Source organism: Pseudomonas ficuserectae (genome assembly GCF_024584585.1).
In the GTDB taxonomy this organism is placed as follows: domain Bacteria; phylum Pseudomonadota; class Gammaproteobacteria; order Pseudomonadales; family Pseudomonadaceae; genus Aquipseudomonas; species Aquipseudomonas amygdali.
On the sequence record NZ_CP085684.1, the window covers coordinates 432566 to 457812 of the forward strand.

27 protein-coding genes are annotated in these 25247 nt (G+C 60.7%); 4 read left to right on the plus strand and 23 right to left on the minus strand.

The window, feature by feature from the left end; all coding sequences use genetic code 11:
• Window positions 1-72 precede the first annotated feature (72 nt).
• The 7 genes from otnI to alaC form a co-directional block, all read right to left on the minus strand.
• A complete protein-coding gene (otnI, locus tag LJU29_RS01985; RefSeq protein ID WP_005743070.1) occupies window positions 73-858 on the minus strand; it encodes a 2-oxo-tetronate isomerase in 786 nt (261 codons plus the stop codon).
• 22 nt (window positions 859-880) lie between these two features.
• Window positions 881-2338: a GntT/GntP/DsdX family permease gene (locus LJU29_RS01990; RefSeq protein WP_257111577.1), complete on the minus strand. Its 1458-nt coding sequence runs from the start codon at window positions 2336-2338 to the stop codon at window positions 881-883.
• A 135-nt stretch (window positions 2339-2473) separates the two neighbouring features.
• Window positions 2474-3112: a 3-oxo-tetronate 4-phosphate decarboxylase gene (gene otnC / locus LJU29_RS01995; protein ID WP_257111578.1), complete on the minus strand. Its 639-nt coding sequence runs from the start codon at window positions 3110-3112 to the stop codon at window positions 2474-2476.
• The gene (gene otnK, locus LJU29_RS02000) at window positions 3112-4401 is read right to left on the minus strand and encodes a 3-oxo-tetronate kinase (protein ID WP_257111579.1); all 1290 of its coding nucleotides are present in this window, start codon (window positions 4399-4401) and stop codon (window positions 3112-3114) included. Before otnK ends, otnC begins: the two co-directional genes overlap by 1 nt.
• A 10-nt stretch (window positions 4402-4411) precedes the next feature.
• A complete protein-coding gene (ltnD, locus tag LJU29_RS02005) occupies window positions 4412-5317 on the minus strand; it encodes an L-threonate dehydrogenase (RefSeq protein WP_057454202.1) in 906 nt (301 codons plus the stop codon).
• A 226-nt stretch (window positions 5318-5543) separates the two neighbouring features.
• Window positions 5544-5999 (minus strand): YkgJ family cysteine cluster protein, encoded by a 456-nt coding sequence (locus LJU29_RS02010; protein WP_003422458.1) that lies wholly within the window; start codon window positions 5997-5999, stop codon window positions 5544-5546.
• Between the two features lie 174 nt (window positions 6000-6173).
• On the minus strand, window positions 6174-7382 hold the full coding sequence (alaC, locus tag LJU29_RS02015; protein ID WP_003346356.1) for an alanine transaminase: 1209 nt from the start codon (window positions 7380-7382) through the stop codon (window positions 6174-6176).
• Window positions 7383-7719: 337 nt separating this feature from the next.
• Here alaC and ilvD point away from each other — a divergent pair, with 337 nt between their 5' ends.
• Window positions 7720-9567, plus strand: a complete 1848-nt coding sequence (gene ilvD, locus LJU29_RS02020) for a dihydroxy-acid dehydratase (protein WP_004667272.1) — start codon at window positions 7720-7722, stop codon at window positions 9565-9567.
• Window positions 9568-9751: 184 nt separating this feature from the next.
• Window positions 9752-10111, plus strand: a complete 360-nt coding sequence (locus LJU29_RS02025) for a hypothetical protein (protein ID WP_005752635.1) — start codon at window positions 9752-9754, stop codon at window positions 10109-10111.
• Window positions 10112-10139: 28 nt separating this feature from the next.
• Here the strand turns inward: LJU29_RS02025 and LJU29_RS02030 are convergent, their stop codons facing one another.
• The 8 genes from LJU29_RS02030 to LJU29_RS02065 form a co-directional block, all read right to left on the minus strand.
• Window positions 10140-10463 carry a DUF3392 domain-containing protein gene (locus LJU29_RS02030; RefSeq protein ID WP_002551720.1) on the minus strand — a complete coding sequence of 108 codons (324 nt, stop codon included), beginning with the start codon at window positions 10461-10463 and terminating at the stop codon, window positions 10140-10142.
• Between the two features lie 9 nt (window positions 10464-10472).
• Window positions 10473-11687: a radical SAM family heme chaperone HemW gene (gene hemW / locus LJU29_RS02035; RefSeq protein WP_257111580.1), complete on the minus strand. Its 1215-nt coding sequence runs from the start codon at window positions 11685-11687 to the stop codon at window positions 10473-10475.
• Window positions 11684-12277 carry an RdgB/HAM1 family non-canonical purine NTP pyrophosphatase gene (gene rdgB / locus LJU29_RS02040; RefSeq protein ID WP_054077078.1) on the minus strand — a complete coding sequence of 198 codons (594 nt, stop codon included), beginning with the start codon at window positions 12275-12277 and terminating at the stop codon, window positions 11684-11686. The genes hemW and rdgB overlap by 4 nt, the downstream gene beginning before the upstream one ends.
• A gap of 33 nt (window positions 12278-12310) precedes the next feature.
• Window positions 12311-12931, minus strand: coding sequence for a methionine biosynthesis protein MetW (metW, locus tag LJU29_RS02045; RefSeq protein WP_005752641.1), 621 nt, complete (start codon window positions 12929-12931; stop codon window positions 12311-12313).
• Window positions 12932-12938: 7 nt separating this feature from the next.
• Window positions 12939-14078 (minus strand): homoserine O-succinyltransferase MetX, encoded by a 1140-nt coding sequence (gene metX / locus LJU29_RS02050; RefSeq protein WP_257111581.1) that lies wholly within the window; start codon window positions 14076-14078, stop codon window positions 12939-12941.
• 192 nt (window positions 14079-14270) lie between these two features.
• Complete coding sequence (locus LJU29_RS02055; protein ID WP_004666457.1) at window positions 14271-14861, minus strand: YggT family protein; 591 nt, start codon at window positions 14859-14861, stop codon at window positions 14271-14273.
• 25 nt (window positions 14862-14886) lie between these two features.
• Window positions 14887-15705, minus strand: coding sequence for a pyrroline-5-carboxylate reductase (gene proC / locus LJU29_RS02060; RefSeq protein ID WP_257111582.1), 819 nt, complete (start codon window positions 15703-15705; stop codon window positions 14887-14889).
• Between the two features lie 22 nt (window positions 15706-15727).
• Window positions 15728-16414: a YggS family pyridoxal phosphate-dependent enzyme gene (locus tag LJU29_RS02065; protein ID WP_005752647.1), complete on the minus strand. Its 687-nt coding sequence runs from the start codon at window positions 16412-16414 to the stop codon at window positions 15728-15730.
• Between the two features lie 55 nt (window positions 16415-16469).
• On the opposite strand from LJU29_RS02065, the gene LJU29_RS02070 reads away from it, so the two are divergent.
• Window positions 16470-17504 carry a type IV pilus twitching motility protein PilT gene (locus LJU29_RS02070; RefSeq protein WP_257111583.1) on the plus strand — a complete coding sequence of 345 codons (1035 nt, stop codon included), beginning with the start codon at window positions 16470-16472 and terminating at the stop codon, window positions 17502-17504.
• A 94-nt stretch (window positions 17505-17598) separates the two neighbouring features.
• On the opposite strand, the gene LJU29_RS02075 is transcribed toward LJU29_RS02070, so the two are convergent.
• Window positions 17599-18276 (minus strand): C40 family peptidase, encoded by a 678-nt coding sequence (locus tag LJU29_RS02075; RefSeq protein WP_257111584.1) that lies wholly within the window; start codon window positions 18274-18276, stop codon window positions 17599-17601.
• Between the two features lie 250 nt (window positions 18277-18526).
• On the opposite strand from LJU29_RS02075, the gene LJU29_RS02080 reads away from it, so the two are divergent.
• On the plus strand, window positions 18527-18931 hold the full coding sequence (locus LJU29_RS02080) for an NINE protein (protein ID WP_004666455.1): 405 nt from the start codon (window positions 18527-18529) through the stop codon (window positions 18929-18931).
• A 193-nt stretch (window positions 18932-19124) separates the two neighbouring features.
• Here the strand turns inward: LJU29_RS02080 and LJU29_RS02085 are convergent, their stop codons facing one another.
• The 7 genes from LJU29_RS02085 to gshB form a co-directional block, all read right to left on the minus strand.
• Entirely contained in the window at window positions 19125-20396 is a 1272-nt protein-coding gene (locus LJU29_RS02085; protein ID WP_122322663.1) for a dihydroorotase, read from the minus strand.
• Entirely contained in the window at window positions 20393-21397 is a 1005-nt protein-coding gene (locus LJU29_RS02090; protein ID WP_004666454.1) for an aspartate carbamoyltransferase catalytic subunit, read from the minus strand. The genes LJU29_RS02085 and LJU29_RS02090 overlap by 4 nt, the downstream gene beginning before the upstream one ends.
• Before the next feature lie 12 nt (window positions 21398-21409).
• The gene (gene pyrR, locus LJU29_RS02095) at window positions 21410-21922 is read right to left on the minus strand and encodes a bifunctional pyr operon transcriptional regulator/uracil phosphoribosyltransferase PyrR (RefSeq protein WP_002551733.1); all 513 of its coding nucleotides are present in this window, start codon (window positions 21920-21922) and stop codon (window positions 21410-21412) included.
• A 98-nt stretch (window positions 21923-22020) separates the two neighbouring features.
• The gene (ruvX, locus tag LJU29_RS02100; RefSeq protein ID WP_002551734.1) at window positions 22021-22461 is read right to left on the minus strand and encodes a Holliday junction resolvase RuvX; all 441 of its coding nucleotides are present in this window, start codon (window positions 22459-22461) and stop codon (window positions 22021-22023) included.
• On the minus strand, window positions 22461-23033 hold the full coding sequence (locus LJU29_RS02105) for a YqgE/AlgH family protein (protein WP_002551735.1): 573 nt from the start codon (window positions 23031-23033) through the stop codon (window positions 22461-22463). The genes ruvX and LJU29_RS02105 overlap by 1 nt, the downstream gene beginning before the upstream one ends.
• 75 nt (window positions 23034-23108) lie before the next feature.
• Window positions 23109-24011 (minus strand): energy transducer TonB, encoded by a 903-nt coding sequence (locus tag LJU29_RS02110; protein WP_031599039.1) that lies wholly within the window; start codon window positions 24009-24011, stop codon window positions 23109-23111.
• A 156-nt stretch (window positions 24012-24167) separates the two neighbouring features.
• Window positions 24168-25127 (minus strand): glutathione synthase, encoded by a 960-nt coding sequence (gshB, locus tag LJU29_RS02115; RefSeq protein ID WP_002551737.1) that lies wholly within the window; start codon window positions 25125-25127, stop codon window positions 24168-24170.
• Window positions 25128-25247 lie beyond the last annotated feature (120 nt).

Sequence of the window (25247 nt, forward strand, 5' to 3'; positions counted from 1 at the left end):
GCCTGGCGTGCCTGGGCACGACAGTTACAGAGTGATCGTTCCTCACGCTCCGCGTCGTCTATCCCGCGTTTTTCAGCTCTTGGCTTGTAGCTTGCGCAACCACGCCAGACCCACGCTGGTATCGCCTTTCGGACGGTATTCGCAGCCGATCCAGCCGCTGTAGCCCAGCTCGTCGATGACGTTGAACAGGTGCTCGTAGTTCAGTTCGCCCAAGTCCGGCTCATGGCGATCCGGTACCCCGGCGATCTGAATATGACCAATGCCCGCAAAGTCGCGACGCAGCTTGCTGGTCAGGTCACCTTCGACGATCTGGCAGTGGTAGCAGTCGAACTGCACCTTCAGGTTGTCGGCACCCACCAGCTTGCAGATGTCCTGTGCCTGATCCTGACGATTGAGGAAGAAGCCCGGCATGTCGCGGGTGTTGATCGGCTCGATCAGAATCGTGACGCCTGCGCCCTTGGCTTGCTCAGCCGCGAACGCGAGGTTTTCCAGATAGACCGCCTGATGACGCTCACGCAAGCTTTCATCGGCCAGCAAGCCAGCCATGACATGCACTCGGTCATTGCCCAGCACCTGCGCATATTCCAACGCCTGCTCGATACCGCTGCGAAATTCCGCTTCACGGCCCGGCAGCGTGGCAATGCCTCGCTCGCCTGCCTCCCAGTCGCCTGGCGGGGCGTTGAACAGCGCCTGCACCAGACCGTTGTCGCTCAGGCGCTGCTTGAGTTCCTGAGTGCTGTAGGCGTAGGGGAACAGGTACTCGACCGCGCCGAAACCATCGGCAGCGGCTGCGGCAAAGCGCTCAAGAAAGTCATGCTGCGGGTACAGCATGCTGAGGTTGGCGGCAAAACGAGGCATGTTAACTCCAGTCTTCAAAGGGTCAGACGAATGGCCAAAGCAGCAGGGTGATCACGAAGCCCAGTGTGCCGAGCAGCGTGACCAGTACGGTCCAGGTGCGCAAGCCGTCGGCGACGTTGAGGCCTGCCAGCTTGGTGAACATCCAGTAACCGGCATCATTGATGTGCGACATGGCCAGACCGCCACCGCCCATCGCCAGGCACAATAGAGCCAGGTGGTTGGCGCTCAGGTCCAGCGTGGCGATCAGCGGGCTGAGAATGCCTGCAGTGGTCACCAGTGCAACGGTGGTCGAACCCTGAACAGCGCGCAGCAGCAGGGTCAGCAGGAAGCCCAGCGCGAGTACCGGCAGACCGGTGTTGCGCAGCGCCTCGGAGACCACCGCACCAATGCCGGTGTCGACCAGCACCTTGCCAAACACGCCACCGGCACCGGCAATCAGGATCACCATCGCCACACCGGGCAAGGCCGAGCCGATCACGTCGGACACCTGAGTGCGACTCCAGCCACGACGCGAGCCCAACAGCCATGCGCAAAGCAGTGTATCGATCAGCAATGCCACAAGCGGCGCACCTAGAACAGTCAGCACTGCACGCAGCGTCGACGTTGCAGGCAGCATGGTCGTCGCCAGGGTGCCCATCAGAATCAGCACGATCGGCAGCAGAATCAGCGCGATGATCAGCCCGAAACCCGGTGCAGGCGCTGGCGGCAGTTTGCTTGCCAGGCTGCTGGCGGTTTCTTCCGCGCCCAGGGTTCTGGTTTCAGTGGCTTCACGTACAGCGGAATAATCGTTGCGCGCCCAGGCTTCCAGGTCTTCGTTGGTAACGTGCGGGCCGTAGACTTCGGCGCGAATATCATCGGTCATCGGGTAGGTCTTACGGGTCATGCGGCCCGCGACGAAGTAGCCGATCATGCACAGCACGGCAACGATCGGAATACCCAGCATCAGCACCCGGCCCAGGTCCGCGCCCAACTGGCTGGCAGCGGCTACCGCGCCGGGGTGCGGCGGCAGGAACGCGTGCACGGCAAGCAAGGCTGCACACATTGGCAGCGCGAAGATCAGCAGCGGCTTGCGTGCCGCCCGTGCCACACCGTAAGCCAGCGGCATGAGGATGATCACGCCGACCTCGAAGAACACCGGAATACCGACCATGAAGCCTGCAACGGTCAGCGCCAGTGGCGTGCGTCTGTTACCGAAGCGGTTGATCAGGGTTTTGGCCAGCGCCTCGGCCCCGCCCGACAGCTCGATGATGCGTCCGATCATCGCGCCCAAAGCGATGATGATCGCGATGTGGCCGAGCGTCTTGCCCATGCCGCCTTCAATGGTGGAAACCAGATCGGCCGGTTTAACACCGGCGACCAGCGCCACGATAATGCTGACCAGCATCAGGGCGACAAAGGGCTGGAATTTGTACTTGAGCACCAGGAACAACAGCAGTGCGATGCCCGCACCGGCCACGATCATCAACATGAGCGGCGTCATGCCCGTGCACTCCGGTCGATGGTGGTAAAGAGGAACAACGAAACAGCGGGATAGGGGTGAGTCATGCTCTCGATTCCTGTTGTTATTGTTTTTCGTCCGGGAGGCGCAGCGCGCCCCCCGATCAATGTGTGTCCGTTACCACTTCGCGCCGAACACCTGACGCAGTTCTTCAAGCGCCGCCGGGTCCAGCGGCGCAGGTTTGGGATTGCTCATCAGCCACAGACGCGCTGTTTCTTCCAGCTCTTCCAGGGCGTAGCAGGCCTTGGCCACCGAACTTTCCCAGACCACCGGGCCGAGCCGCTCGAGCATCACGCCGCGCACGCTGTTGGCCAGTTCCGCCACGCGCTCGGCGACTTTCGGCGAGCCCGGACGCTCGTAAGGGATCAGCGGGATATGCCCGACCTTCATGACCTGATACGGCGTCAGCGGCGGCAGAATGTCGTCTTCGCGCCATACGCCCGCCAGGGTCAGCGCCACCAGATGCGTCGAGTGGGTGTGCACCACGCCGCCGACCTGCGGGTTGCGGTCGTAGACTTCGCGGTGCAGGGCCAGGGTCTTGGACGGCTTGCTACCGGATACCCATTCACCGGCCAGATTGACCTTGGCGATATCGGCCGGGTCCATGCGGCCCAGGCAGGCATCGGTCGGGGTAATCAGCCAGCCGTCGTCGAGTCGTGCGCTGATGTTGCCGGCGCTGCCCACCGTATAGCCACGGCCATACAGCAGACGGCCGACGTCGCAGATTTCCTGACGCAGTGCGTTTTCGTCGTTCATCAGGCCGCCCCCGCCAGTTGCTTGAGGGCTTTGGCGAAGAAGTCGCGAGCGCCGAAATTACCGGACTTGAGCGCCAGTGCCAGCGGTTGCACGCCGCTGCTGACTGTGGCCGGAACGCCCGGATCGATCTGTGCGCCGATCTGCAACAGTTGCACGCCCAGCGCCTGAACCACGGCACCGGAGGTTTCGCCACCGGCGACCACAAAGCGGCGCACACCAGCGTTCAGCAGCCCTTTGGCGATTTCGCCGAGTGCGGCTTCGACCATGGCTCCGGAGCGTTCAACGCCCAGTTCTTTCTGCACGGCTTTGACCTCATCCGGTGTGCTGGTGGCGTAGATCAATACGGTCTGCCCGGCATCTCTGGCAAAGGCCAGCGCATGCTCGACCACTGGCTTGCCAGCGGCCAGATCCAGCGGATTGATGCGCAGCGCAGGGCGATCGGCTTCCAGCCAGGCCGCAACCTGACCGTTGGTGGCGACCGATGCGCTACCCGCCAGTACCACTTCGCCACCACTGATGGCGACCTGTTTGGCGGCATCGATATCGCGCAGCTTGCCCGCCTTGCGAAAGTTACCCGGCAGGCCCAGCGCCAGACCCGAGCCACCGGTCAGCAGCGGCAAGTCGGCGCAGGCTTCGCCCAGGGTGTACAAATCGGCATCCGACAGGGCATCGGCGATCGCCATGCTCACACCTTCGGCGCGCAGCTCGGCAATTCTGTTGCGCACGCCTTCGACGCCCTGGGCAATGCTGTCATAGCGCAATAGGCCGACCTTGTGGCGGGTCTGCGCTTGCAGCACACGCACCAGATTGGCGTCGGTCATGGGCGTCAGCGGGTGGTTCTGCATGCCCGATTCGCTGAGTAACTGGTCCTGTACGAACAGATGGCCACGGAAAATCGTGCGGCCATTTTCCGGGAAGGCCGGGCAGGCGAGGGTGAAGTCGCTGTCCAGTTGCTCCAGCAGTGCTTCGCTGACCTGGCCGATGTTACCCGCGGCGGTGGAATCGAAGGTCGAGCAGTATTTGAAGAAGATCTGCTCGCAGCCGCGCTCGCGCAGCCATTCCAGCGCAGCGAGGGATTCAGCCACCGCGTCGGCGCTTGGTGTGGTACGCGATTTCAGGGCGATGACAATCGCGTCGGCGTCCAGGCCGGCAGCCATTTCGGCGCTGGGGATGCCGATGCTCTGCACGGTGCGCATACCGCCGCGCACCAGCATGTTGGCAAGGTCGGTCGCGCCGGTGAAGTCATCGGCAATGCAGCCCAGCAGCGGGCGAGCGTTATTCAGGCTCATCAGTCGCTCCTCAGGCTTTTTCTGGCTTGGCTTTCGGCAATTCGATGCCCGGGAAAATCTTGATCACCGCCGAGTCATCCTCGCGGCCGAAACCGGCGCTGGAGGCCTGCATGAACATCTGGTGTGCGGTGGCCGACAGCGGCAGCGGGAATTTGCTGCTGCGTGCGGTATCCAGTACCAGGCCGAGGTCTTTGACGAAGATATCCACAGCCGACAGCGGCGTGTAATCGGCATTGAGGATGTGCGGCACGCGGTTTTCGAACATCCACGAGTTACCGGCACTGTTGGTGATCACTTCATACAGCGCGTCAGCATCGACACCTTCGCGCAGGCCGAGGGCCATGGCTTCGGCACTGGCGGCGATGTGTACGCCAGCGAGCAACTGATTGATGATTTTGACTTTCGAGCCCAGCCCGTGGACGTCGCCCAGGCGATAGACCTTGCCGGCCATGCCATTGAGGATGGCTTCGGCCTTGGCGTAAGACTCGGCGGGGCCGGAGGTCATCATGGTCATCTGACCTGCGGCAGCCTTGGCGGCACCGCCGGAGATAGGCGCATCGAGGTACAGCAGATTCTGTGCGGCCAGACGCTCGCCCAGTTCGACGGCGAAGGTGGGCGCGACGGTGGCGCAACCGATGACCAGGCAGCCTGGACGCAGGGCGGCAATGGCGCCGTTTTCACCAAACAGGACGGTTTCGGTCTGCTCGGCATTGACCACGACGGTAATGATCACATCGCAGGCAGCGGCCATGCTGGCTGGGGATTGGCAGGCAACGCCGCCTTCCTGAGCAAACGCTTCGGTCACGCTGCTGCGCACATCGCAGGCATGCACAGTGAAGCCGCTACGCAGCAACGAGCGGGCAATGCCCAGACCCATCGCACCGAGGCCGATAACGCCAACGTTTTTGCTGGTCATGCAGTAATCCTCAAAGTCAGTGCCGATGCCTGTGTCGCTGGCATTCGAGCGTTATTGTTCTGATCTGTGAATTGGATAGTGAATCAATGAGTAAATAATGTGAAGTATTTTTATTTTTCACAAAAATTAACATCGATAGGCTTTTTCCATCGCCCACAAAAAAGCCCCTGTGCGGGGCTTGATTGATATGAGCCGATATTCTGCGCGTTGCGCAGCCTTCAAGGGGTCAGAACTTCGGCACTGGCGCGCTGGTGGCGTTTCTCAGTGAGCCGCTTTCCTGACGCACGACTTCTTTGGGTTTGTACGCGCAATAACCGGGGCGCGGCCCGATTTTCGGGTGGTTGCGGCAGGTGTCCGGGCGCTTGTCATAGATGGTGCACAGGCGGCTTTTACGGTCCAGGTACAGGCAGTCGTTGTTGCTCATGCGCTGCAAGGTGAAGATCTCGGACTTCTGGTTGTAGCGCTCGACGATGCCTTCTTTCTGCAGACGCTTGGCGATGTTCTTGGCCGGGTCGCCGCGCTCGAACTCATCGACGATGCCGATGCGTATCAGGTCCTTGATCTTCACTTCTACCGGCAACGTGCAGCAACTGGACACGCAGCCCCCGCACATGTGGCTGGAGTATTTGGCCCAGGTGTCGATGCGATCGAGTTCTGCGGCGGCGATCAAGGTGGGTTTCATTTTATTTCAGAATTCCGGGTGTATCGGGGCGCGCGATCATACCGGGCCGCGGCCATTTGCAGTAAGTAAAAATTGTCGAGGCGACTGTCGGTCAGTCAGGGAAGGGCATCATCGGTATCGAGGTCCATGCCTGCCGAGCGCATTCGGTCAGCAGGCATGGCGTTCAGGTTAGCCTCAGGACTTGAGCTTGTCGTCGGCCCTGAACATGCTGCGGATGCCACGAACGGCCTGGCGGATGCGGTCCTGATTCTCGATCAGGGCGAAGCGCACATGATCGTCGCCGTACTCACCGAAACCGATGCCCGGCGAGACACACACCTTGGCCTCGGCCAGCAGCTTCTTGGCGAACTCCAGCGAACCCAGGTGCGCATAAGCCTGTGGAATCTTCGCCCAGACGTACATAGAGGCCTTGGGGTTCTCTACCATCCAGCCCAGCTCGTGCAAGCCCTTGACCAGCACGTTGCGGCGCTGGCGATACTGCTCGGCAATGTCGAGCACGCACTGCTGATCGCCTTCCAGCGCGGCAATCGCCGCCACCTGCAGTGGCGTGAAGGTACCGTAGTCGTGGTAACTCTTGATCCGCGCCAGTGCATTCACCAGTTCGGGGTTGCCGACCATGAAGCCAATCCGCCAGCCTGCCATGTTGTAGCTCTTAGACAAGGTGAAGAATTCCACGGCAATGTCCTTGGCGCCCGGCACCTGCATGATCGACGGGGCTTTCCAGCCATCGTAGACGATGTCGGCGTACGCCAGGTCATGCACCACCAGCACGTCGTACTGTTTGGCCAGGGCCACCACGCGCTCGAAGAAATCCAGCTCCACACATTGCGCAGTCGGGTTGGACGGAAAGCCCAGAATCATCATCTTCGGCTTGGGAATCGAGCCGCGAATGGCTTTTTCCAGCTCGTCAAAGAAGTCCACGCCTGGCACCAGCGGCACCGATCGCACCTGGGCGCCGGCAATCACGGCACCATAGATGTGAATCGGGTAACTGGGGTTGGGCACCAGCACCGTGTCGCCCTGATCCAGCGTGGCGAGCATCAGGTGGGCCAGGCCTTCCTTGGAACCAATGGTCACGATCGCTTCGCTTTCAGGGTCGATGTCGACCTCGTAGCGCTTCTTGTACCAGTTGGAAATGGCCCGGCGCAGGCGCGGAATGCCCCGCGAGGTGGAGTAACCGTGGGTGTCTTCGCGCTGGGCGACGGTGATCAGTTTTTCGACAATGTGCGGCGGTGTGGCCCCGTCGGGGTTGCCCATGCTCAGGTCGATAATGTCCTCACCACGACGACGAGCAGCCATTTTCAGCTCGGCGGTGATGTTGAACACATAAGGGGGGAGTCGATCGATGCGCGCAAAGCGGCGCGGCGAACCTTGGTCAGCCATGAGTATCTCGCAAACGTAAGCGCCCGGAACCGTCCGAGCGACGTGGCCACATGAGGCGGCCTGCCGAGGAAGATAGATGGGCTGACAGCCTTTTGTCCATCGGGATTTGCAACGCCGTGCCAAGACCGATATTCGGACCCCACCAAACCACCCGGCGGTGTAGAATCGGCGCTATTCATCGCCAGTCATCCCCGGCGGGTTTATGAGCTCAGGCCGAATACACGGTGATCCCGTGGTGTTCGGTTTCTTCGCTGCCTGCGGTCACTGCCGCTCGTTCGCGACGTCAATAGAAGCTCACTCCCTTCCTGATCAGCCTTATTTTTGCCGGAGTGTTTCAATGCCTGATTACCGCTCGAAAACGTCCACCCACGGCCGCAACATGGCCGGCGCCCGCGCCCTGTGGCGCGCCACGGGCATGAAGGACGAAGACTTCAAGAAACCGATCATCGCCATCGCCAACTCCTTCACCCAGTTCGTACCCGGCCACGTCCACCTCAAGGACATGGGCCAGCTGGTCGCGCGTGAAGTCGAGCGCGCCGGTGGCGTGGCCAAGGAATTCAACACCATCGCGGTCGACGATGGCATCGCCATGGGCCACGACGGGATGCTCTATTCGCTGCCGAGCCGCGAGATCATTGCCGACTCGGTCGAGTACATGGTCAATGCGCATTGCGCCGACGCCATCGTGTGCATTTCCAACTGCGACAAGATCACCCCGGGCATGCTGATGGCGTCGTTGCGCCTGAACATTCCGGTGATCTTCGTCTCCGGCGGGCCAATGGAAGCGGGCAAGACCAAACTGGCCAGCCACGGCCTGGATCTGGTCGATGCGATGGTCATCGCCGCCGACTCGACAGCCAGTGACGAAAAAGTCGCCGAGTACGAGCGCAGCGCCTGTCCGACCTGCGGGTCGTGTTCCGGCATGTTCACCGCCAACTCGATGAACTGCCTGACCGAAGCACTGGGTCTTGCCCTGCCGGGCAACGGTTCCGCACTCGCCACCCACAGCGACCGCGAGCAACTGTTCCTGCAGGCCGGCCGCACCATCGTTGACCTGTGCCGTCAGTACTATAAGGAAAACGACGATTCGGTGTTGCCGCGTAACATCGCCAACTTCAAGGCGTTCGAGAACGCCATGACGCTGGACATCGCCATGGGCGGTTCGACCAACACCATCCTGCACTTGCTGGCCGCTGCTCAGGAAGCCGAGATCGACTTCGACCTGCGCCACATCGACCGCCTGTCGCGCAAGGTGCCGCAGCTGTGCAAGGTCGCGCCGAACATCCAGAAGTACCACATGGAAGACGTGCACCGCGCGGGCGGGATCTTCAGCATCCTCGGCGAGCTGGCCCGTGGCGGCCTGCTGCACACCGACCTGCCGACCGTGCACAGCAAGACCCTGGCCGAAGGCATCGCCAAATGGGACATCACCCAGACTGACGACGAGGCCGTGCACACCTTCTTCAAGGCAGGCCCGGCAGGCATCCCGACGCAGACCGCGTTCAGCCAGTCGACCCGTTGGGACAGTCTGGATGATGACCGTGAAAACGGCTGCATCCGCAGCGTAGAGCACGCCTATTCGCAAGAAGGCGGCCTGGCCGTGTTGTACGGCAACATCGCGCTGGATGGCTGCGTAGTGAAAACTGCCGGTGTCGACGAGTCGATTCACGTCTTCGAAGGCAACGCCAAAATCTTTGAAAGCCAGGACAGCGCAGTACGCGGGATTCTTGCTGACGAAGTGAAGGCTGGCGATATCGTCATCATCCGTTACGAAGGCCCGAAAGGCGGCCCGGGCATGCAGGAAATGCTTTACCCGACGTCGTATCTGAAGTCCAAAGGGCTGGGCAAGGATTGCGCACTGCTGACTGACGGCCGCTTCTCGGGCGGTACGTCAGGCCTGTCCATCGGTCACGCTTCCCCGGAAGCGGCGGCAGGCGGTGCAATCGGTCTGGTGCGCGATGGCGACAAAGTGCTGATCGACATCCCCAACCGCTCGATCAACCTGCTGATCGACGATGCCGAGATGGCCGAGCGCCGTACCGAACAGGATAAGAAAGGCTGGAAGCCGGTCGAGTCGCGTCCACGCAAAGTGACCACCGCCCTCAAGGCCTACGCCCTGCTGGCAACCAGCGCTGACAAGGGCGCGGTGCGTGACAAGGCGTTGCTGGACAAACTGGTGCCGTAACGTTCGGCGACGCAGCGAAAACACCCCGCCAGTCGGGGTGTTTTTTTGTCTGGAGAGAACGACTGGCGGGCTTTCTTACTGCTATTTCTGACAGCTGTCGAGCGCGCGTGGGCGCTATATATTGGGCCAATAGCCGCGAGTGATCTGCCGCGGTTAACCGCTATCGACTTTTATGGAGAGCGTGATGAAAGCATGGCTATTAGCACCAACATTGTTCATGAGCGTCTGCCTCGGCGCATACGCACTCGATTCAACAGACGCTGTCCAGAACGAAACAGCGCCGCCCGCCGATACTGCTCAAGTTGCGCCGCCTCAGGGTGTGGATACGGCGGTACAGGTACGCAATAACAGTGCGTTCGCGATCTACGTCATACAGAAGGGCGTGAAGCAGGAAGTGGCGAGCAAAGGCACCTACGTCGTCAGTAGCGCCGCCACTTACCCACTGAGTATCACGCCTGTCAGTGGCACACCGAGCATAAAGTTTGTGACATTTACCGGAAAATCCGGGGCATGCACGTTTGCCAGTTGCCTCATCGTTCAGTAGTGCGACAGAAGGTTGATCCAGAACAGGCTCACTTCCTGTCCGCAATCACCCCGATCAGCACCAGCACCACCAACAGCACCGGCGCCAGGCTGTAGTTGTTGAACTGGCTGAGGCCGCGCACTACCCAAGGCGTGGCATAGATCAGCGCCGCGCCGCTGCCCACGGCGCACAGCAGGGCGATCAGCGGGATGCGCAGGGCACCGGTAATGCCGCTGATTCGCTGTTCCAGCCAGCCTTTGATGTCCGAGCCGAACAGCACCAGCAGGCAGCCCACCAGCGCGAGCGCGATTTCCGAGAGATTGCTGCGGCTCCAGCGCGAGACGGTGGCGAGCAAATCGAGTACGAAATCCATGCAGGGTCCTTAGATCAGAAAGTATTGCAGCAGGTCGTTGAGGAACAGCTGGCCTTGTGGCGTGGCGATCAGGCGTGTCGGGTCCTGGTGCAGCAACCCCTTTTGCTCAGCCTGTCGACGCGCCTCGGCCAGCGAATCGAGGCTTAGACCCGTTCTTTCCCGAAATAACGCAGCGTCCACACCATTTGTCAGTCGCAATGCATTCATCAAGAACTCAAACGGCAATTCATCGAGCGGCAACAGCTTTGCCCCGGCCTGAAACGGCTTGTCCGGGTTCAGGTAATCCTTGGGCAGCCTGGTTTTCCAAGTGCGCATGATGCGCCCGTCCGGATGGCTCAGCTTGCCGTGTGCGCCTGCGCCGATGCCGATGAAATCACCGAACGCCCAATAGTTGAGGTTATGCCGCGCCGGTTTTCCGGGCTGTGCATAAGCCGACACTTCGTATTGCGCGTAGCCATGAGTGGCCAGCAACTGCTGTCCGGTTTCCTGAATGTCCCAAAGAATGTCGTCTTCGGGCAGCACCGGTGGCTGATTCCAGAACACCGTGTTGGGTTCCAGGGTCAGTTGATACCAGGACAGATGAGTCGGGGCGAGGGCGATGGCCTGGCGCAGATCGTCCAGCGCTTCGTCCTGGGACTGGTCCGGCAGACCGTGCATCAGGTCCAGGTTGAAGTTGTTGAAACCGGCCTGACGCGCCATATCGGCAGCACGAATCGCTTCGTCGCCATTGTGGATGCGGCCCAGCGCCTTGAGTTTGGACTCCTGAAAGCTCTGAATGCCGATCGACAGTCGATTAATGCCCAGGCCGCGATAGGCGCTGAATTTGACCTGTTCAAAGGTGCCGGGGTTGGCTTCCAGGGTAATTTCGATGTCGCTGGCAAAGCGGATGCGTTGCTCCACGCCCTTGAGCAGGCGGCCCAGTGCGTCTGAGCTGAACAGGCTTGGCGTACCGCCGCCAAAGAAGATCGATTGCAGTTCGCGGCCATAGACGTGCGGCAGGTCAAGGTCCAGGTCGGCGAGCAGGGCGTCGACGTATTCCTGTTCCGGCAATACCGGGCTGGCAGTGTGCGAATTGAAGTCGCAGTACGGGCATTTGCGCACGCACCACGGAATATGGATGTACAGCGACAGCGGTGGCAGGTGCGGCAGCGCAGGGCGTGGGCTTTCTGACGAGAAACCGCTCTCGCCGAGAAACAGCGGCTGCGCAGGCGAATCGTGGGTCATTGCAGACCCAGGCGTTGCCGCAACAGGACCATGGCGCGGGCGCGGTGGCTGAGCTGGTTCTTCTCGGTCGGGCCCAGTTCGGCACTCGAGCAGTTGCGCTCCGGCACCCAGAACAGCGGGTCATAGCCGAAGCCGTGTTCACCGCTGGCGGCGTGCAGGATGCGCCCGTGCCACAGCCCTTCACAGAGGATCGGCAATGGATCGTCGGCGTGGCGTACCAGCGCCAATACGCAGACGAACTGTGCACCACGCTGGTCGTCCGGCACGTCTTTGAGCGCCTCCAGCAGCTTGGCGTTGTTGGCGGCATCGCCCTTGCCCTCGGCGTAGCGTGCGGAATAGATACCCGGCGCACCGCCGAGAAAGTCCACCGCCAGCCCCGAGTCGTCGGCCAGCGCAGGCAGGCCGGACAGACGCGCGGCGTTGCGTGCCTTGAGGATTGCATTCTCGACGAATGACAGGCCGGTTTCTTCCGGCTCTACCAGGCTGAACTCACTGACCGAGCGCAGCGTTACGCTGCCGCCGAGCATGGCCTGGAGTTCCTTGAGTTTGCCGCCATTGTGGCTGGCCAGTACGAGTTGTGTGAGGTTCATGGTTGGCCTGTCGTGGTGCTTGAAAACGGTCGGTTAAACGGCAATCTTGTGGTCTGTCAGCCCAGGGCTGGTGACCCGGTAGATGCCGATTTCACCCAGCAGGTTGGGCCAGAGTTTGCTGGCCCAGCCGTGACGATGCTGTTGATCGACGGCCAGCCTGGCGAGCACCTTTGCATCGCGTTCACGGCATAGTTCTTCGAAGTCGCCGAAGGTGCAGAAGTGGATGTTCGGCGTGTTGTACCAGGTATACGGCAGGAATTCGGACACCGGCATGCGGCCCTTGCTCGCCAGATACCAGCGGCAGCGCCAGTGACCGAAATTCGGGAAGGTGATGATGCACTGGCGCCCGACGCGCAGCATCTCGTCGAGGATTCGGTCCGGGTAATGCACAGCTTGCAGGGCCTGGGTCATGACCACGACATCGAAGCTGTTGCTGGCAAAGTTGCCCAGCCCTTTGTCGAGGTCCTGCTCGATGACGTTGATGCCCTTGGCGACACACTCGGCAATGTTGGCAGCGTCGTTTTCCAGTCCGTAACCGGTGACCTGCTTGTGGTCACGCAGCCAGGTCAGCAATTCGCCGTCACCGCAGCCAAGGTCGAGCACGCGGCTGCCCGCGGGAATCCATTCCTGAATGATTTCCAGATCGGCTCTCATGACGTCCTCACAACGAAATTCGGTTCATGTAATTACCGAAAGCCTGCAAGTAGCGCGGAATCGGGATCAGAAAGGCGTCGTGGCCTTGAGGTGCGTCGATTTCCAGATAGCAGACGTCCTTGCGCGCGGCCATCAGTGCGTCAACCAGTTCCCGCGAGCGGGCCGGCGAGAAGCGCCAGTCTGTAGTAAACGACATCACGCAGAATTTGGCGGTGGCATTGGCGAAGGTCTTGGCCAGATCGTCGTTGAAGTTGGCGGCAGGGTCGAAGTAATCCAGCGCTTTGGTCATCAACAGGTAGGTATTGGCGTCGAAACGCCCGGAAAACTCTTCACCCTGATAACGCAGGTAGCTCTCGACCTGAAACTCGACGCTGTGGAAGTCGTAGTTGAGTTTTTCGCTCTTCAGACCACGGCCGAATTTCTCGCCCATCGAGTCATCCGACAGGTAGGTGATGTGCCCGACCATCCGTGCCAGCATCAGGCCGCGTTTGGGGATCACACCGCGCTCCTGAAACGAGCCACCGTGGAATTCAGGGTCGGTGAGAATGGCCTGACGTGCCACCTCGTTGAACGCGATGTTCTGTGCCGACAGCTTGGGGGCCGAGGCGATTGCCAGGCAATGGCGCACGCGATCCGGGTAGCTGATGGTCCATTGCAGTGCCTGCATGCCACCCAGACTGCCGCCAATGACCGCTGCCCACGTGTCGATGCCGAGCAGATCCGCCAGCCGGGCCTGACTGTTGACCCAGTCTTCCACGGTCACCACCGGGAAGTTGGCGCCGAACGGCTTGCCGGTCTCCGGGTCGATACTGCTCGGGCCGGTAGAGCCGTTGCAGCCGCCCAGGTTGTTGAGGCTGACGACGAAGAACGTGTTGGTGTCGATAGGCTTGCCAGGGCCGATGCAACTGTCCCACCAGCCCGGTTTGCGGTCATGGGCGCTGTGGAAGCCTGCGGCATGGTGATGCCCGGACAGCGCGTGGCAGATCAGCACGGCATTGCTGCGTGCGGCGTTGAGCTGACCGTAGGTTTCGTAAATCAGGTCATAGGCCGGCAACGAACGACCGCACGCCAGCGCCAGAGGCTCGCTGAAGTGCGCCGTCTGTGGTGTGACCAGTCCGACAGAATCGTGAGGGAATACCGTGGGCATCGACCCTGCTCTCGCATAAATGAGGCGTAAGTCTAAAGACCGCGAGGTGCAGCGGCAATAAGCGATGTTGTGAGGCACAAATCAGCTGCACCTCGGGACAGGACGCAGAGCGTCCAGAACGGCATGCGACGCGGAGCGTCGCACGATAGTTGAGGTTATCGTTCCTCACGCTCCAGCGTGGAACAAGAGTGCTTACATCAGCAACCGCAGCACATCCGGCATGCCGCTCATGGCGGCGAGGTTGTTGATGACCAGCATGTCCAGCAACTTGAGCACCAGAAACGCCAGGATCGGCGAGATGTCCAGGCCGCCCAGGTTCGGGACGATCTTGCGAAACGGTGCCAGGGCAGGTTCGCAGATCTGGTTGACCAGTTCCGCGCCGGGGTTGCTGCTACCCGGTGCTACCCACGACAGAATCACGCTGATGATCAGGGCAAAGAAGAATATCTTCAGGAACAGTGCGGTGACGCCGATGATCGACCAGAGCAGCAGGTGCAGCGGATCGCCCGTGGTGCCGAACATCAGCAGCAGGGTCAGGGCCATCAGGATCATCTGCACGATGATCGCCAGTACCAGCGAAGACATGTCCAGCCCGCCTAGGCTTGGGATAATGCGCCGCAGCGGCTTGAGCAGCGGCTGGGTGGCGCGCACGATGAACTGGCACAGCGGGTTGTAGAAATTGGCCCGCACCAGTTGCAGCACAAAGCGCAACAGCACGATCAGCAGGTAAAGACTGCCAAGCGTTTGCAGGACGTAAATTGCAGCGGTGTTCAATCCGATCATCGATCTGCTCCAGAAAACCCGAAAATTATTTGCCCAGTTGCTCAGCCAGCTCGGCTGCACGATGATCTGCGGCAGTCAGTGCCGTTTCCACCAGTGCTTCGAAGCCGCCTGCCTGAAATGCCTTGATGGCCGCCTCGGTGGTCCCGCCCGGCGAGGTGACACGACGACGCAGCTCGCCCGCACCCACATCGCTGCCGGTCGCGATCAGTGCCGAGCCCAGTGCGGTTTGCAGGGTCAGCTTTTTCGCGATGTCTTCCGGCAGGCCCAGTTTTACACCTGCCGCGGTCATCGCTTCCATCATCAAAAAGAAGTACGCAGGGCCACTGCCGGACACCGCTGTTACAGCGTCCATGTGTTTTTCCTGCTCGACCCAGACTGCCACACCCACGGCCGACAGCAGTTGCTCGGCCTGCTCGCGTTGTTCGGCAGCGACCTTGTCGGTCGCATACAGCCCGCTGGCACCCTGACGCAGCAGTGATGGGGTATTGGGCATGCAGCGCACCACCGGCTGATCGCCAAGCCATTGAGTCAGGCTGGCGCAGGTAATGCCGGCTGCGACCGAAACAATCAACTGATTGGCTTCAAGGCTGGACTTCAACGCCTGGCAGACGTTTTTCATCATCTGCGGCTTGACCGCCAGCACCACCACATCAGCGCCCTTGATCGCCTCGGCGTTGTCGGCAAATACCTGGACGCCATGATCGTTGGCGATCCGTTCGCGGGTTTCGGCACCTGGCGCGCTGGCACAGATCAGTGCCGCGTCCACGCCTTGGGCGCGCAGGCCGCCGATCAGGCTGGCAGCCATGTTTCCGGCACCGACGAAGGCAATACGAGTCTTGCTCATGAAGGGGGCCTTATGGGGAAGGTTATGGCTGACCATAGTCGCGGGCGCCAAAGAGAGCTGTGCCGATACGCACCCAGGTTGCGCCCTGTGCAATGGCGGCTTCCAGGTCGTGGCTCATGCCCATGGAAAGTGTGTCGAGCGCCAGGTTCAATTGCTCCTGCAATGTGCGCACAGCGGCGAACGAGGCATGCTGAGCCGCAGGGTCGTCTGTGGGCTCGGGGATCGCCATGAGGCCACGCAACTTCAGTCGCGGCAGGGCGATGATGGCGGCGGCCAGTGCCGGCAGGTCCTGAGGCGAGCAGCCCGACTTGCTGGCTTCGTCACTGACGTTCACCTGAATGCAGATGTTCAGTGGTTCAAGCGCCTCGGGGCGTTGCTCGGACAGGCGTTGGGCGATTTTCAGGCGGTCCACGGAATGTACCCAGGCGAAGTTCTCGGCGATAGCGCGCGTCTTGTTCGATTGAATGGGGCCGATGAAGTGCCAGCACAAGGGCAGGTCGCTCAGTTCGAGCTGTTTGCCCAGTGCTTCCTGTAAATAATTTTCGCCAAAGTTGCGCAAGCCTGCGGTGTAAGCTTCACGCAGGTCGCTGGCGGGCTTGGTTTTGCTCACCGCCAGCAGGCCGACGGACGCCGGTTCGCGGTTGGCGGCGAGGGCTGCGTCGCGAATTCGTTGTTCGAGCGTTGAAATGTTCGCTGCTATCGTGGACATTGATTTGCGCCAGCAGGGCTAAAGTCTGCGGCATTCTATGTGATTGAGGAGCTGTATGGATATTACCGAGCTGCTGGCCTTCAGTGCCAAACAGGGCGCGTCGGACTTGCACCTCTCTGCAGGTCTGCCACCGATGATCCGCGTCGACGGCGATGTGCGGCGTATCATCCTGCCCCCGCTGGACGCCAAAGAGGTCAAGGCGCTGATCTACGACATCATGAACGACAAGCAGCGGCAGGATTTCGAGGAGCGTCTGGAAACCGACTTTTCCTTTGAAGTGCCGGGCGTTGCGCGTTTTCGGGTCAACGCATTCAACCAGAATCGCGGCGCAGGCGCGGTGTTTCGTACCATTCCCTCGAAAATCCTGAGCATGGAAGACTTGGGGATGGGCAGTGTGTTTCGGAAGATTACCGACGTGGCACGCGGCCTGATTCTGGTCACCGGGCCGACCGGCTCAGGCAAGTCGACGACGCTGGCGGCGATGATTGACTACCTCAATTGCAACAAGCATCACCACATCCTGACCATCGAGGACCCGATCGAATTCGTCCACGAGTCGAAGAAGTGCCTGGTCAACCAGCGCGAGGTGCACCGCGACACACTGGGTTTCTCGGAGGCGCTGCGCTCGGCGTTGCGTGAAGACCCGGACGTGATTCTGGTCGGTGAGATGCGTGACCTGGAGACCATTCGCCTGGCGCTCACCGCCGCTGAAACCGGTCACCTGGTATTCGGCACGCTGCACACCACTTCAGCAGCCAAGACCATCGATCGGATCGTCGATGTGTTTCCGGCTCAGGAAAAATCGATGATTCGCTCGATGCTCTCCGAGTCATTGCACGCCGTGGTTTCGCAGGCGCTGCTCAAGAAGGTCGGCGGCGGACGCGTGGCAGCGCATGAAATCATGATGGGCACCCCGGCGATCCGTAACCTGATTCGCGAGGACAAAGTGGCGCAGATGTATTCGTCTATCCAGACCGGCGGTTCGCTGGGCATGCAGACGCTGGACATGTGCCTGGCCGATCTGGTGAAGAAGGGGCTGATCACCCGCGAAAGCGCGCGCGAACGCGCCAAGGTGCCGGATAACTTCTGATCGCAGGGAGGCTGCAGGAACGAAAAAGGGGTCTTGAACGCGTTCAAGACCCCTTTTTCAGATGCAGCTTGCGGACTGCGGATTCACGCCAGTATCAGCGCTGAACCACACGCATCTGTCCTGGTTGCTTGGGCAACACACGCTTGGCGATCTTGTAGTGACTGTTCCAATACGGTTTGTTCAGCGTATCGACAGTTACCGCCTTGCCACGGCGCGGCGCATGAACGAACTTGTTGTCGCCCAGGTAAATGGCGACGTGGTTGATGTTGCGGCTCTTGATATTGAAGAACAGCAGGTCACCAAGTTTCAGATCCTTGCGATCCACCGTCTGACCATGACTCTGGGCCATGGCATTGGAGGTGCGTGGCAGGTCGACCTCACGGACATCCGTGTAGGCATATTTGACCAGCCCGCTGCAGTCCAGGCCCTTGCCAGGCGTGGTGCCGCCCCAGCGGTAAGGCGTACCGACAGCCTGCAGGGCGCGTTTTACGACGGCATTGCCCTGTTTGGCAGGGACAGCAGCCGACGCCTGCAAGGTGGCCTTGCTGGCGTTCTTGCGTGAAACAGGCTTGGAGGCGCGGGCGTTTTTGGGGTGAACGGATACTGGAGTGGCTTCCTGAGGTGCATTGCGAGTCGCGAGTGCCGGTGAAGAGTGACTTTTGGCGGTGTAGCCCGTGAAGCTCGCAGGAAGTTGTTGCTCACGATTGGTGGCGTGGGCGGCCAGTGGCATAAAAAGGCAAATGGTTAGCCATGTCTTGAAAAAAGGACGCATTCGGCAGGGCTCATAGTGGTCAGCGCGCAACTTTATAACAGCTTTTTCGGAAAATCTGACCCCATTTGTCGAGCGCATCACACTGGTATCATTGCGTTTTATGCGACAGACTCTTTCTTTTTTCTTGCTAATCCCTTTAACGACAAGGGCTTGGCGGCATAAAACCGCCTCACGTGCCATACGTCGGAAGAGGGAAACCAAGTCACAAATTTGTTATGTATTTTTTTCTATCAGCGCAAAGAGGGTAAAAATGAACGCCTATCGTTCGGACACGCACAGCAAGGTCATGGGCTACCTGATGTGGATTTTCGGGTTCCTGGGGGCGCATCGCTTTTACTACGGCAAGCCGGTCACCGGGACCCTCTGGTTCTTCACGTTCGGTCTGTTTGGTATCGGCTGGCTGATCGACCTGTTTCTGATCCCGTCGATGGACCGCGAAGCCGACCTGCGCTTTACCTCAGGTTCCACCGATTACAGCCTGGCGTGGATCCTGCTGACCTTCCTGGGCCTGTTTGGTGTACACCGCATGTATCAGGGCAAGTGGATCACCGGCATTATCTACCTGTGCACGGGCGGGTTGTTTCTCTTGGGGATTCTGTATGACTTCTGGACCCTGAATGACCAGATCTCGATGAAGAACGCCCAGCGCGGGTGAGGCTTGCTCAGCGGCGGACGCAGAGCGTCAGGGCTTCTGCCCGCAGGGCGTGGGAGCGAACTTGTTCGCGAAGGGGGCTTTATGATCGCCGAGAATACATCGACTGACACACTGTCTTCGCGGACAAGCGAAGCGTCGCCCGGTCCGCTCCTACAGAGGTCTCGCTCTCCTTCGTTGGTCTGAGCGTAGTGCCTCAACGGCTGTAGCTGATCCGTCCATCCACCAGCGTATAGCGTACCGAGCCGGGCAGGCAGTGACCGATGAAGGGGCAGTTTTCGCCTTTTGACAGCCAGGTCTCGCCGGCAACCGTCGAGGCGGCAGGGTCGAACAGCACGATATCCGCTGGCGCTCCTGCGCTGAGCGTGCCGGCTGGCAGGCGCAAGGCGGCGGCAGGGCCGCTGCTCAGGCGGGCGATCAGGGTCGGCAGGTCCAGCAGGCCGTCATCCACCAGCGTCATGGCCAGCGGCAACAGCAGCTCAACGCTGCTGATTCCCGGTTCCGTGGCACCGAATGGCGCCAGCTTGGCGTCACGCTCATGTGGCTGGTGATGGCTGGAAATCGCCTGTATGACACCCGACTTCACTGCCTCACGCAGGCCATCGCGATCGGCGCGGGTGCGCAGCGGTGGCTGGACGTGATAGAGGCTGGAGAAGTCGATCAGCGCCTCGTCAGTCAGAATCAGCTGATACAACGCCACATCCGCTGTCACTGGCAGACCACGTGCCTGCGCCTGGGCAATCAGCGCCGCACCACGCGCACTGGTCAACTGGCTGAAGTGCGCGCGCACACCGCTTTGCTCGACCAGCAACAGGTCGCGAGCCAGCGCCACTGTCTCGGCCGTCTCGGGGATGCCCGCCAGACCCAGAAACGCCGCCGTCGCGCCATCGTGCGCCAGACCACCTTCGGCCAGATCACGATCCTGCGAATTGAAAATCACCGTCAGGTCGAAGGTGGCCGCATATTCCAGCGCCCGGCACAGCGTACGGGTGTTGCTGAAGCTGCTCAGACCGTTGCCGAACGCCACGCAGCCTGCGTCGCGCAGGGCGATCAGCTCTGCCAGTTGTTCGCCTTCCAGGCCCTTGCTCAGTGCGCCGACAGGAAACACCTTGCTGAAACCGGCTTCACGGGCACGGTCCAGAATCAGTTCGGCCACCGCCGAGGTGTCGAGCACCGGTTTGGTCTGCGGCGGGCAGCACAGGCTGGTCACGCCGCCTGCCACCGCCGCGCGGGTTTCGCTGGCGATGCTGCCTTTGCGGCTGTAGCCCGGCTCGCGCAGGGACACGTTGAGGTCGACCAGGCCGGGTGCTGCGACCAGTCCGGCAGCATCGATGGTCTGGGTGGGCTCGAAACCCTCCGGGGCGGCACCGATAGCGGTGAGCTTGCCTGCTTCAACATGCAGGTCGGTAACCTGATCCATCCCGCTGACCGGGTCGATGACGCGAGCGCCGAGGATGCTGAGCTTCACTGGGCGTTCTCCTGTTCGAATTGACGTTGTGCGTTTTGCCCGCTCATGGCCATGGACAGCACTGCCATGCGGATTGCGATGCCGTAGGTCACTTGATTGAGAATCACCGAATGCGCGCCGTCGGCCACTGCCGATTCGATCTCCACGCCGCGGTTGATCGGGCCGGGGTGCATGACAATCGCATCCGGCTTCGCGGCCGCAAGGCGCGCGGTGGTCAGGCCGAACAGGCGGTAGAACTCGCCTTCGCTGGGCAGCAACCCACCGGTCATGCGTTCGCGTTGCAGGCGCAGCATGATCACCACGTCCACGTCCTTCAAACCTTCGTTGAGGTCGGTGTAGACCTTCACCCCATATTGTTCGACGCCGACCGGCAGCAGGGTTTTCGGCCCTATCACGCGGATGTCCGGGCAGCCGAGCGCCTGGAGCGCGAGCATGTTGGAGCGCGCTACCCGTGAATGCAGGATGTCTCCAACGATGGCCACCGACAGGTTTTCAAAGCCGCCCTTGTGCCGACGAATCGTCAGCATGTCGAGCATGCCCTGGGTCGGGTGTGCGTGGCGGCCATCGCCGCCGTTGATGATCGCGACATCCGGGCATACGTGTTCGGCGATGAAGTGCGCAGCGCCCGAATCTGCGTGACGCACAACGAACATGTCGGCGGCCATCGCCTCAAGGTTGCGCAAGGTATCGAACAGCGTTTCGCCTTTGCTGGTGGACGAGGTCGAGACGTTCAGCGTGATCACGTCGGCCGACAGCCGCTGCGCAGCCAGTTCAAAGGTGGTGCGGGTACGGGTGGAGTTCTCGAAGAACACGTTGCACACCGTTTTGCCGCGCAGCAGCGGGACTTTTTTCACCGCCCGCGCGCCGACTTCAAGGAACGAGTCAGCGGTGTCGAGAATTTCGGTAAGCAGCTCGCGGGGCAAGCCGTCCAGAGACAGAAAATGGCGCAGCTGGCCCTGGTGGTTGAGCTGCAGCGGGCGCTTGGCGTCGAGAGGCGTCATCGCAATGGACTCTTAAAGGGCGGTGGAGAGGTCTTGAAGTTCGAGCGCCAGCGGCTCTGGGCCGGACAGCTTGATGCGTTCATCGGGTGCCAGCGACAGAGTCGCGCCAACCACATTCGGGCGGATCGGCAGTTCACCGGCGTCCAGGTCCAGCAGGCAGACCAGCGTCACGCTGGCCGGGCGGCCGTAGTCGAACAGTTCATTGAGGGCGGCGCGGACGGTACGACCACTCATCAGCACGTCGTCGATCAGCACCAGATGCTGCCCTTCTATTTCGAACGGCAGGTCCGAAGGTCGCACTTGAGGGTGCAGGCCGTTCTGGCTGAAGTCATCGCGATAGAACGAAACGTCCAGGGTGCCGAGCGGAGCGGGGTTGTTCAGTGCCTTGAGCAGCGCCTGGGCAACCCATACACCGCCCGTGCGGATACCAATGAAACGAGGGTCGCTGATGCCGCGCTTGCTCAGGTGAGCGTTCAGGTCAGTGGCCATCTGACGAATCAATTCGGCGGGATCGGGCAGGCTCATGGTTTCTCCTTAGAGGCTCAGGCAGCGTCGGTCCATGGCGCAATGCTCAAGCGATAACGTGGAATCCGGGTATCTCGAAGCGATAAAGGCAGAAAAAGTCACACATTCAACAGCTCGGGGTGCTCGTCCAGCCAGCCTTGCAGAAGAAGCGCAGCAGCAATGGCATCCACCGGATTATCGCGGTAGCTGCCTTTCTGGCCGCCGCGAGCCATGCGCTCGCCCTTGGCTTCGAAGGTGGTCAGGCGTTCATCATGGGTGTAGACGGTTACACCAAAGCGGCCGTTGAGCTTGCGCGAAAACTTTTCCGCGCGCGCGCTCATGTCGCTGGGCGTGCCGTCCATGTTCAACGGCAGGCCGACCACGATGGCGTCAGGTTTCCATTCGTTGATCAGTGCCTGAACCTTGTCCCAGTCCGGCACGCCATTCTGCGCCTTGAGCGTACAGAGTTCACGCGCCTGACCGGTAATGGCCTGACCGACCGCAACGCCGATCTGTTTGGTGCCGTAATCAATCCCCAGCAGCAGCCGTAAAGCGGCCATCAAGCGTGTCCTGCCTGGGTCGATATGAGGTTGAGATTAATGCCCAGGCGTCTGGCTGCCGCATCCAGGCGTTGCTCGCTGTCGACATCGAACAGGATGGCCGGGTCAAACGAGCAGGTCAGCCAGGCATTATCGGCCATTTCCGCATCCAGTTGGCCTGCGTCCCACCCCGCGTAGCCGAGGGTGATCACATTTTGATCAGGCCCGTAGCCATCGGCGATGGAAAACAGCACGTCCTGTGAGGTCGACAGCGAAATCCCGCCGGGAAGATTGACTGTGGCCTGAAACGTCTGGCCACTGGGATGCAGGACAAAGCCGCGATCTGTCTGCACCGGGCCACCCGAATGTATGGCGATTTCCTGGCAGCGTTTGGGCGCAGGAAGCTCCGGGCGCAGTTGTTCGAGTACATCCGCCAGGGTCAGGCTTTGCGGGCGGTTGATCACCAGCCCCATTGCGCCATTGGCGTTGTGCTCGACAACGTAGGTCAAGGTCTGAGCAAAGTTCTCGTCGTGCATGTGCGGCATGGCGATCAGGAACTGGTGCTTTAGATAACTCGGGGAGACTTTTTTCATGAGGCCTAGTTTGGCGTTGCCTTGCGCGCCTGACAACTGACACTTGTACGTGTCGAGTGTCAGTTTGCAAAAAATTCAATTACTCGACAGCTTGTCGCCGCGTGCAAATTTCCAGGTGCGGATGATCTCCAGCCTGTCGATGTCGGCCAGATCGCCGGTGAACGGCGCAAAAGGTGCCGCCAGACGCACGATTCGTTGTGCTGCCTGATCCAGCAAAGGTTGCCCTGATGATTCAAGCACCAGCACTTCATACAACGAGCCGTCGCGATTGATTGACACAAGAAGTCGCAAATTGCCGTAGATCTGCTTGCGCCGTGCTTCCTCAGGATAGTTCAGGTTTCCGACCCGCTCGACCTTCTTGCGCCAGTCGTCCTTGTACCAGGCACCTTTGTCGCGCATGGTCGAGGCCGCATTGAGGCGGTGGATCTTCGGGCGCTTGGCATAAAGCTGCTGCTCGGTCGACAGTTCGGCTTCCAGGCTGGCAATTTCATTGCTCAGCTCCGAGCTGTCAAAGGTCGGTGCGGCCTTGGTGGTTGGCTCAGGCTTGACTTCATCGCGCTTGGCGACGGTTTTCTGCTGGCTGGGCGCAGTGGTCGCGACGGCAGTCTTTGGCGCTTCCTGCTTGACCACCGGCTTGCTGGCCGGAGGCGGGGTAACCTTGTTGACCTTGGTGTCCTGATACGGCGCCAGCTCGGTGGTCTTGAGCGTTTCGGCCTTGTCCAGCGTGCCACTGCCCTGCTGATCGTCCTGTGCCAGGAAATCCGCCTGTTTAGGCTTTTCTTCACTTTTGAACGTAGCGAGGGTGATTTCCAGGGTCTGCGAGATCTGCTCCGGCTTTACATAGGTGAAACCCACGCCAAGGATCACCGCGAGGTGGATCAGCGCCGCGATCATCATGGTAAAGCCCAGGCGATCGGCAGGACGCACACCCATATTAGCGAGTTCGAGGGGAAGGTCGTTTCTGGCCATGGATGTCATTGGCGGTTCAGCATCTCGTCAGCCTGCATGTCAAAATCCGTGTCGTGTTACAGGTGGCGCATGATAACGCAATGTACGGCGAAGCTCTGTTGCGGATCAGACGAAGGGACGCCGCGGCGCACGGTTTGATCCGTGGCCAGCGGCGTCAGTCGTTGATCAGCCCTTGCGCGCCTGCAGCTTCTTATCGATCGCATCCATTAAAAGGCCACCAATATTGGTGCCGAAAGCATTGTCGATTTCGCGGATGCAGGTCGGGCTGGTGACATTGATTTCGGTCAGGTGCTCACCAATCACGTCGAGGCCGACGAACAACAGGCCTTTTTCGCGCAGGGTGGGGCCGATCTGCTCGGCGATCCAGCGGTCCTTGTCGCTCAGCGGACGGGCTTCGCCACGCCCGCCTGCGGCCAGGTTGCCACGTGTTTCACCTGCGGCAGGGATGCGCGCCAGGCAATACGGGACTGGTTCGCCATCGACCATCAGGATGCGCTTGTCGCCGTCCTTGATGGCGGGCAGGTAGCCCTGCGCCATGATTTGCTGTGTGCCATGAGCGGTCAGGGTTTCAAGGATCACCGACAGGTTCGGATCGCCCGCCCGATGGCGGAAGATCGACGCGCCGCCCATGCCGTCCAACGGCTTGAGGATGACGTCGCCGTGCTTTTCGGCGAATTCGCGAATGATATCTGCGCGGCGACTGACCAGGGTCGGCGGGGTGCATTGGGGGAACAGCGTGGCGAACAGCTTCTCGTTGCAGTCACGCAGGCTCTGCGGCTTGTTGACGACCAGCACGCCTGCACGCTCGGCCTGTTCCAGCAAATAGGTGGCGTAGACGAACTCCATGTCGAACGGCGGGTCCTTGCGCATCAGAATCACGTCCAGGTCGTCGAGACCTGCGTCGACTTCGGCTTCGAACTCGAACCATTTGGCCGGATCGGCAAACACCTTGAGCGGCTTCATGCGCGCGCGGGCCTGGCCAGCGTCCTGATACAGGTCTTTCTGTTCCATATAGAACAGCGACCAGCCGCGTTCCTGTGCGGCAAGGAGCATGGCCAGCGAGCTGTCCTTTTTATAGGAAATGCGCTCAATGGGGTCCATGACAATCCCTAGGCGAACGCTCATGGGCAATATCCTCTGATCGGTAAGGGCCGCAACGGCCGTAAAATTGGCATCAGGGTGGCGTTCCGTTTGCTCCGGGTCAAGGGGCAGGCCCGCCACGGTGCGCTTTATGGATTGAGTCTG

Excerpts from the sequence above, each read along its gene's own strand:
- metX (WP_257111581.1), bottom strand. The coding sequence starts at position 14,078 with ATGCCCACGGTATTCCCTCACGATTCTGTCGGACTGGTCACACCACAG.
- LJU29_RS02030 (WP_002551720.1), bottom strand. The coding sequence starts at position 10,463 with ATGGATTTCGTACTCGATTTGCTCGCCACCGTCTCGCGCTGGAGCCGC.
- otnC (WP_257111578.1), bottom strand. The coding sequence starts at position 3,112 with ATGAACGACGAAAACGCACTGCGTCAGGAAATCTGCGACGTCGGCCGT.
- ltnD (WP_057454202.1), bottom strand. The coding sequence starts at position 5,317 with ATGACCAGCAAAAACGTTGGCGTTATCGGCCTCGGTGCGATGGGTCTG.
- LJU29_RS02080 (WP_004666455.1), top strand. The coding sequence starts at position 18,527 with ATGAACGCCTATCGTTCGGACACGCACAGCAAGGTCATGGGCTACCTG.
- ilvD (WP_004667272.1), top strand. The coding sequence starts at position 7,720 with ATGCCTGATTACCGCTCGAAAACGTCCACCCACGGCCGCAACATGGCC.
- pyrR (WP_002551733.1), bottom strand. The coding sequence starts at position 21,922 with ATGAGCCTGCCCGATCCCGCCGAATTGATTCGTCAGATGGCCACTGAC.
- LJU29_RS02075 (WP_257111584.1), bottom strand. The coding sequence starts at position 18,276 with ATGCGTCCTTTTTTCAAGACATGGCTAACCATTTGCCTTTTTATGCCA.
- LJU29_RS02070 (WP_257111583.1), top strand. The coding sequence starts at position 16,470 with ATGGATATTACCGAGCTGCTGGCCTTCAGTGCCAAACAGGGCGCGTCG.
- gshB (WP_002551737.1), bottom strand. The coding sequence starts at position 25,127 with ATGAGCGTTCGCCTAGGGATTGTCATGGACCCCATTGAGCGCATTTCC.
- LJU29_RS02025 (WP_005752635.1), top strand. The coding sequence starts at position 9,752 with ATGAAAGCATGGCTATTAGCACCAACATTGTTCATGAGCGTCTGCCTC.
- otnK (WP_257111579.1), bottom strand. The coding sequence starts at position 4,401 with ATGAGCCTGAATAACGCTCGCCCGCTGCTGGGCTGCATTGCCGATGAC.
- rdgB (WP_054077078.1), bottom strand. The coding sequence starts at position 12,277 with ATGAACCTCACACAACTCGTACTGGCCAGCCACAATGGCGGCAAACTC.
- LJU29_RS02055 (WP_004666457.1), bottom strand. The coding sequence starts at position 14,861 with ATGATCGGATTGAACACCGCTGCAATTTACGTCCTGCAAACGCTTGGC.
- LJU29_RS01990 (WP_257111577.1), bottom strand. The coding sequence starts at position 2,338 with ATGACGCCGCTCATGTTGATGATCGTGGCCGGTGCGGGCATCGCACTG.
- LJU29_RS02010 (WP_003422458.1), bottom strand. The coding sequence starts at position 5,999 with ATGAAACCCACCTTGATCGCCGCCGCAGAACTCGATCGCATCGACACC.
- LJU29_RS02065 (WP_005752647.1), bottom strand. The coding sequence starts at position 16,414 with ATGTCCACGATAGCAGCGAACATTTCAACGCTCGAACAACGAATTCGC.
- LJU29_RS02090 (WP_004666454.1), bottom strand. The coding sequence starts at position 21,397 with ATGACGCCTCTCGACGCCAAGCGCCCGCTGCAGCTCAACCACCAGGGC.
- otnI (WP_005743070.1), bottom strand. The coding sequence starts at position 858 with ATGCCTCGTTTTGCCGCCAACCTCAGCATGCTGTACCCGCAGCATGAC.
- metW (WP_005752641.1), bottom strand. The coding sequence starts at position 12,931 with ATGAGAGCCGATCTGGAAATCATTCAGGAATGGATTCCCGCGGGCAGC.
- ruvX (WP_002551734.1), bottom strand. The coding sequence starts at position 22,461 with ATGGCCGCTTTACGGCTGCTGCTGGGGATTGATTACGGCACCAAACAG.
- LJU29_RS02110 (WP_031599039.1), bottom strand. The coding sequence starts at position 24,011 with ATGACATCCATGGCCAGAAACGACCTTCCCCTCGAACTCGCTAATATG.
- proC (WP_257111582.1), bottom strand. The coding sequence starts at position 15,705 with ATGAGCAAGACTCGTATTGCCTTCGTCGGTGCCGGAAACATGGCTGCC.
- LJU29_RS02105 (WP_002551735.1), bottom strand. The coding sequence starts at position 23,033 with ATGAAAAAAGTCTCCCCGAGTTATCTAAAGCACCAGTTCCTGATCGCC.
- hemW (WP_257111580.1), bottom strand. The coding sequence starts at position 11,687 with ATGACCCACGATTCGCCTGCGCAGCCGCTGTTTCTCGGCGAGAGCGGT.
- alaC (WP_003346356.1), bottom strand. The coding sequence starts at position 7,382 with ATGGCTGACCAAGGTTCGCCGCGCCGCTTTGCGCGCATCGATCGACTC.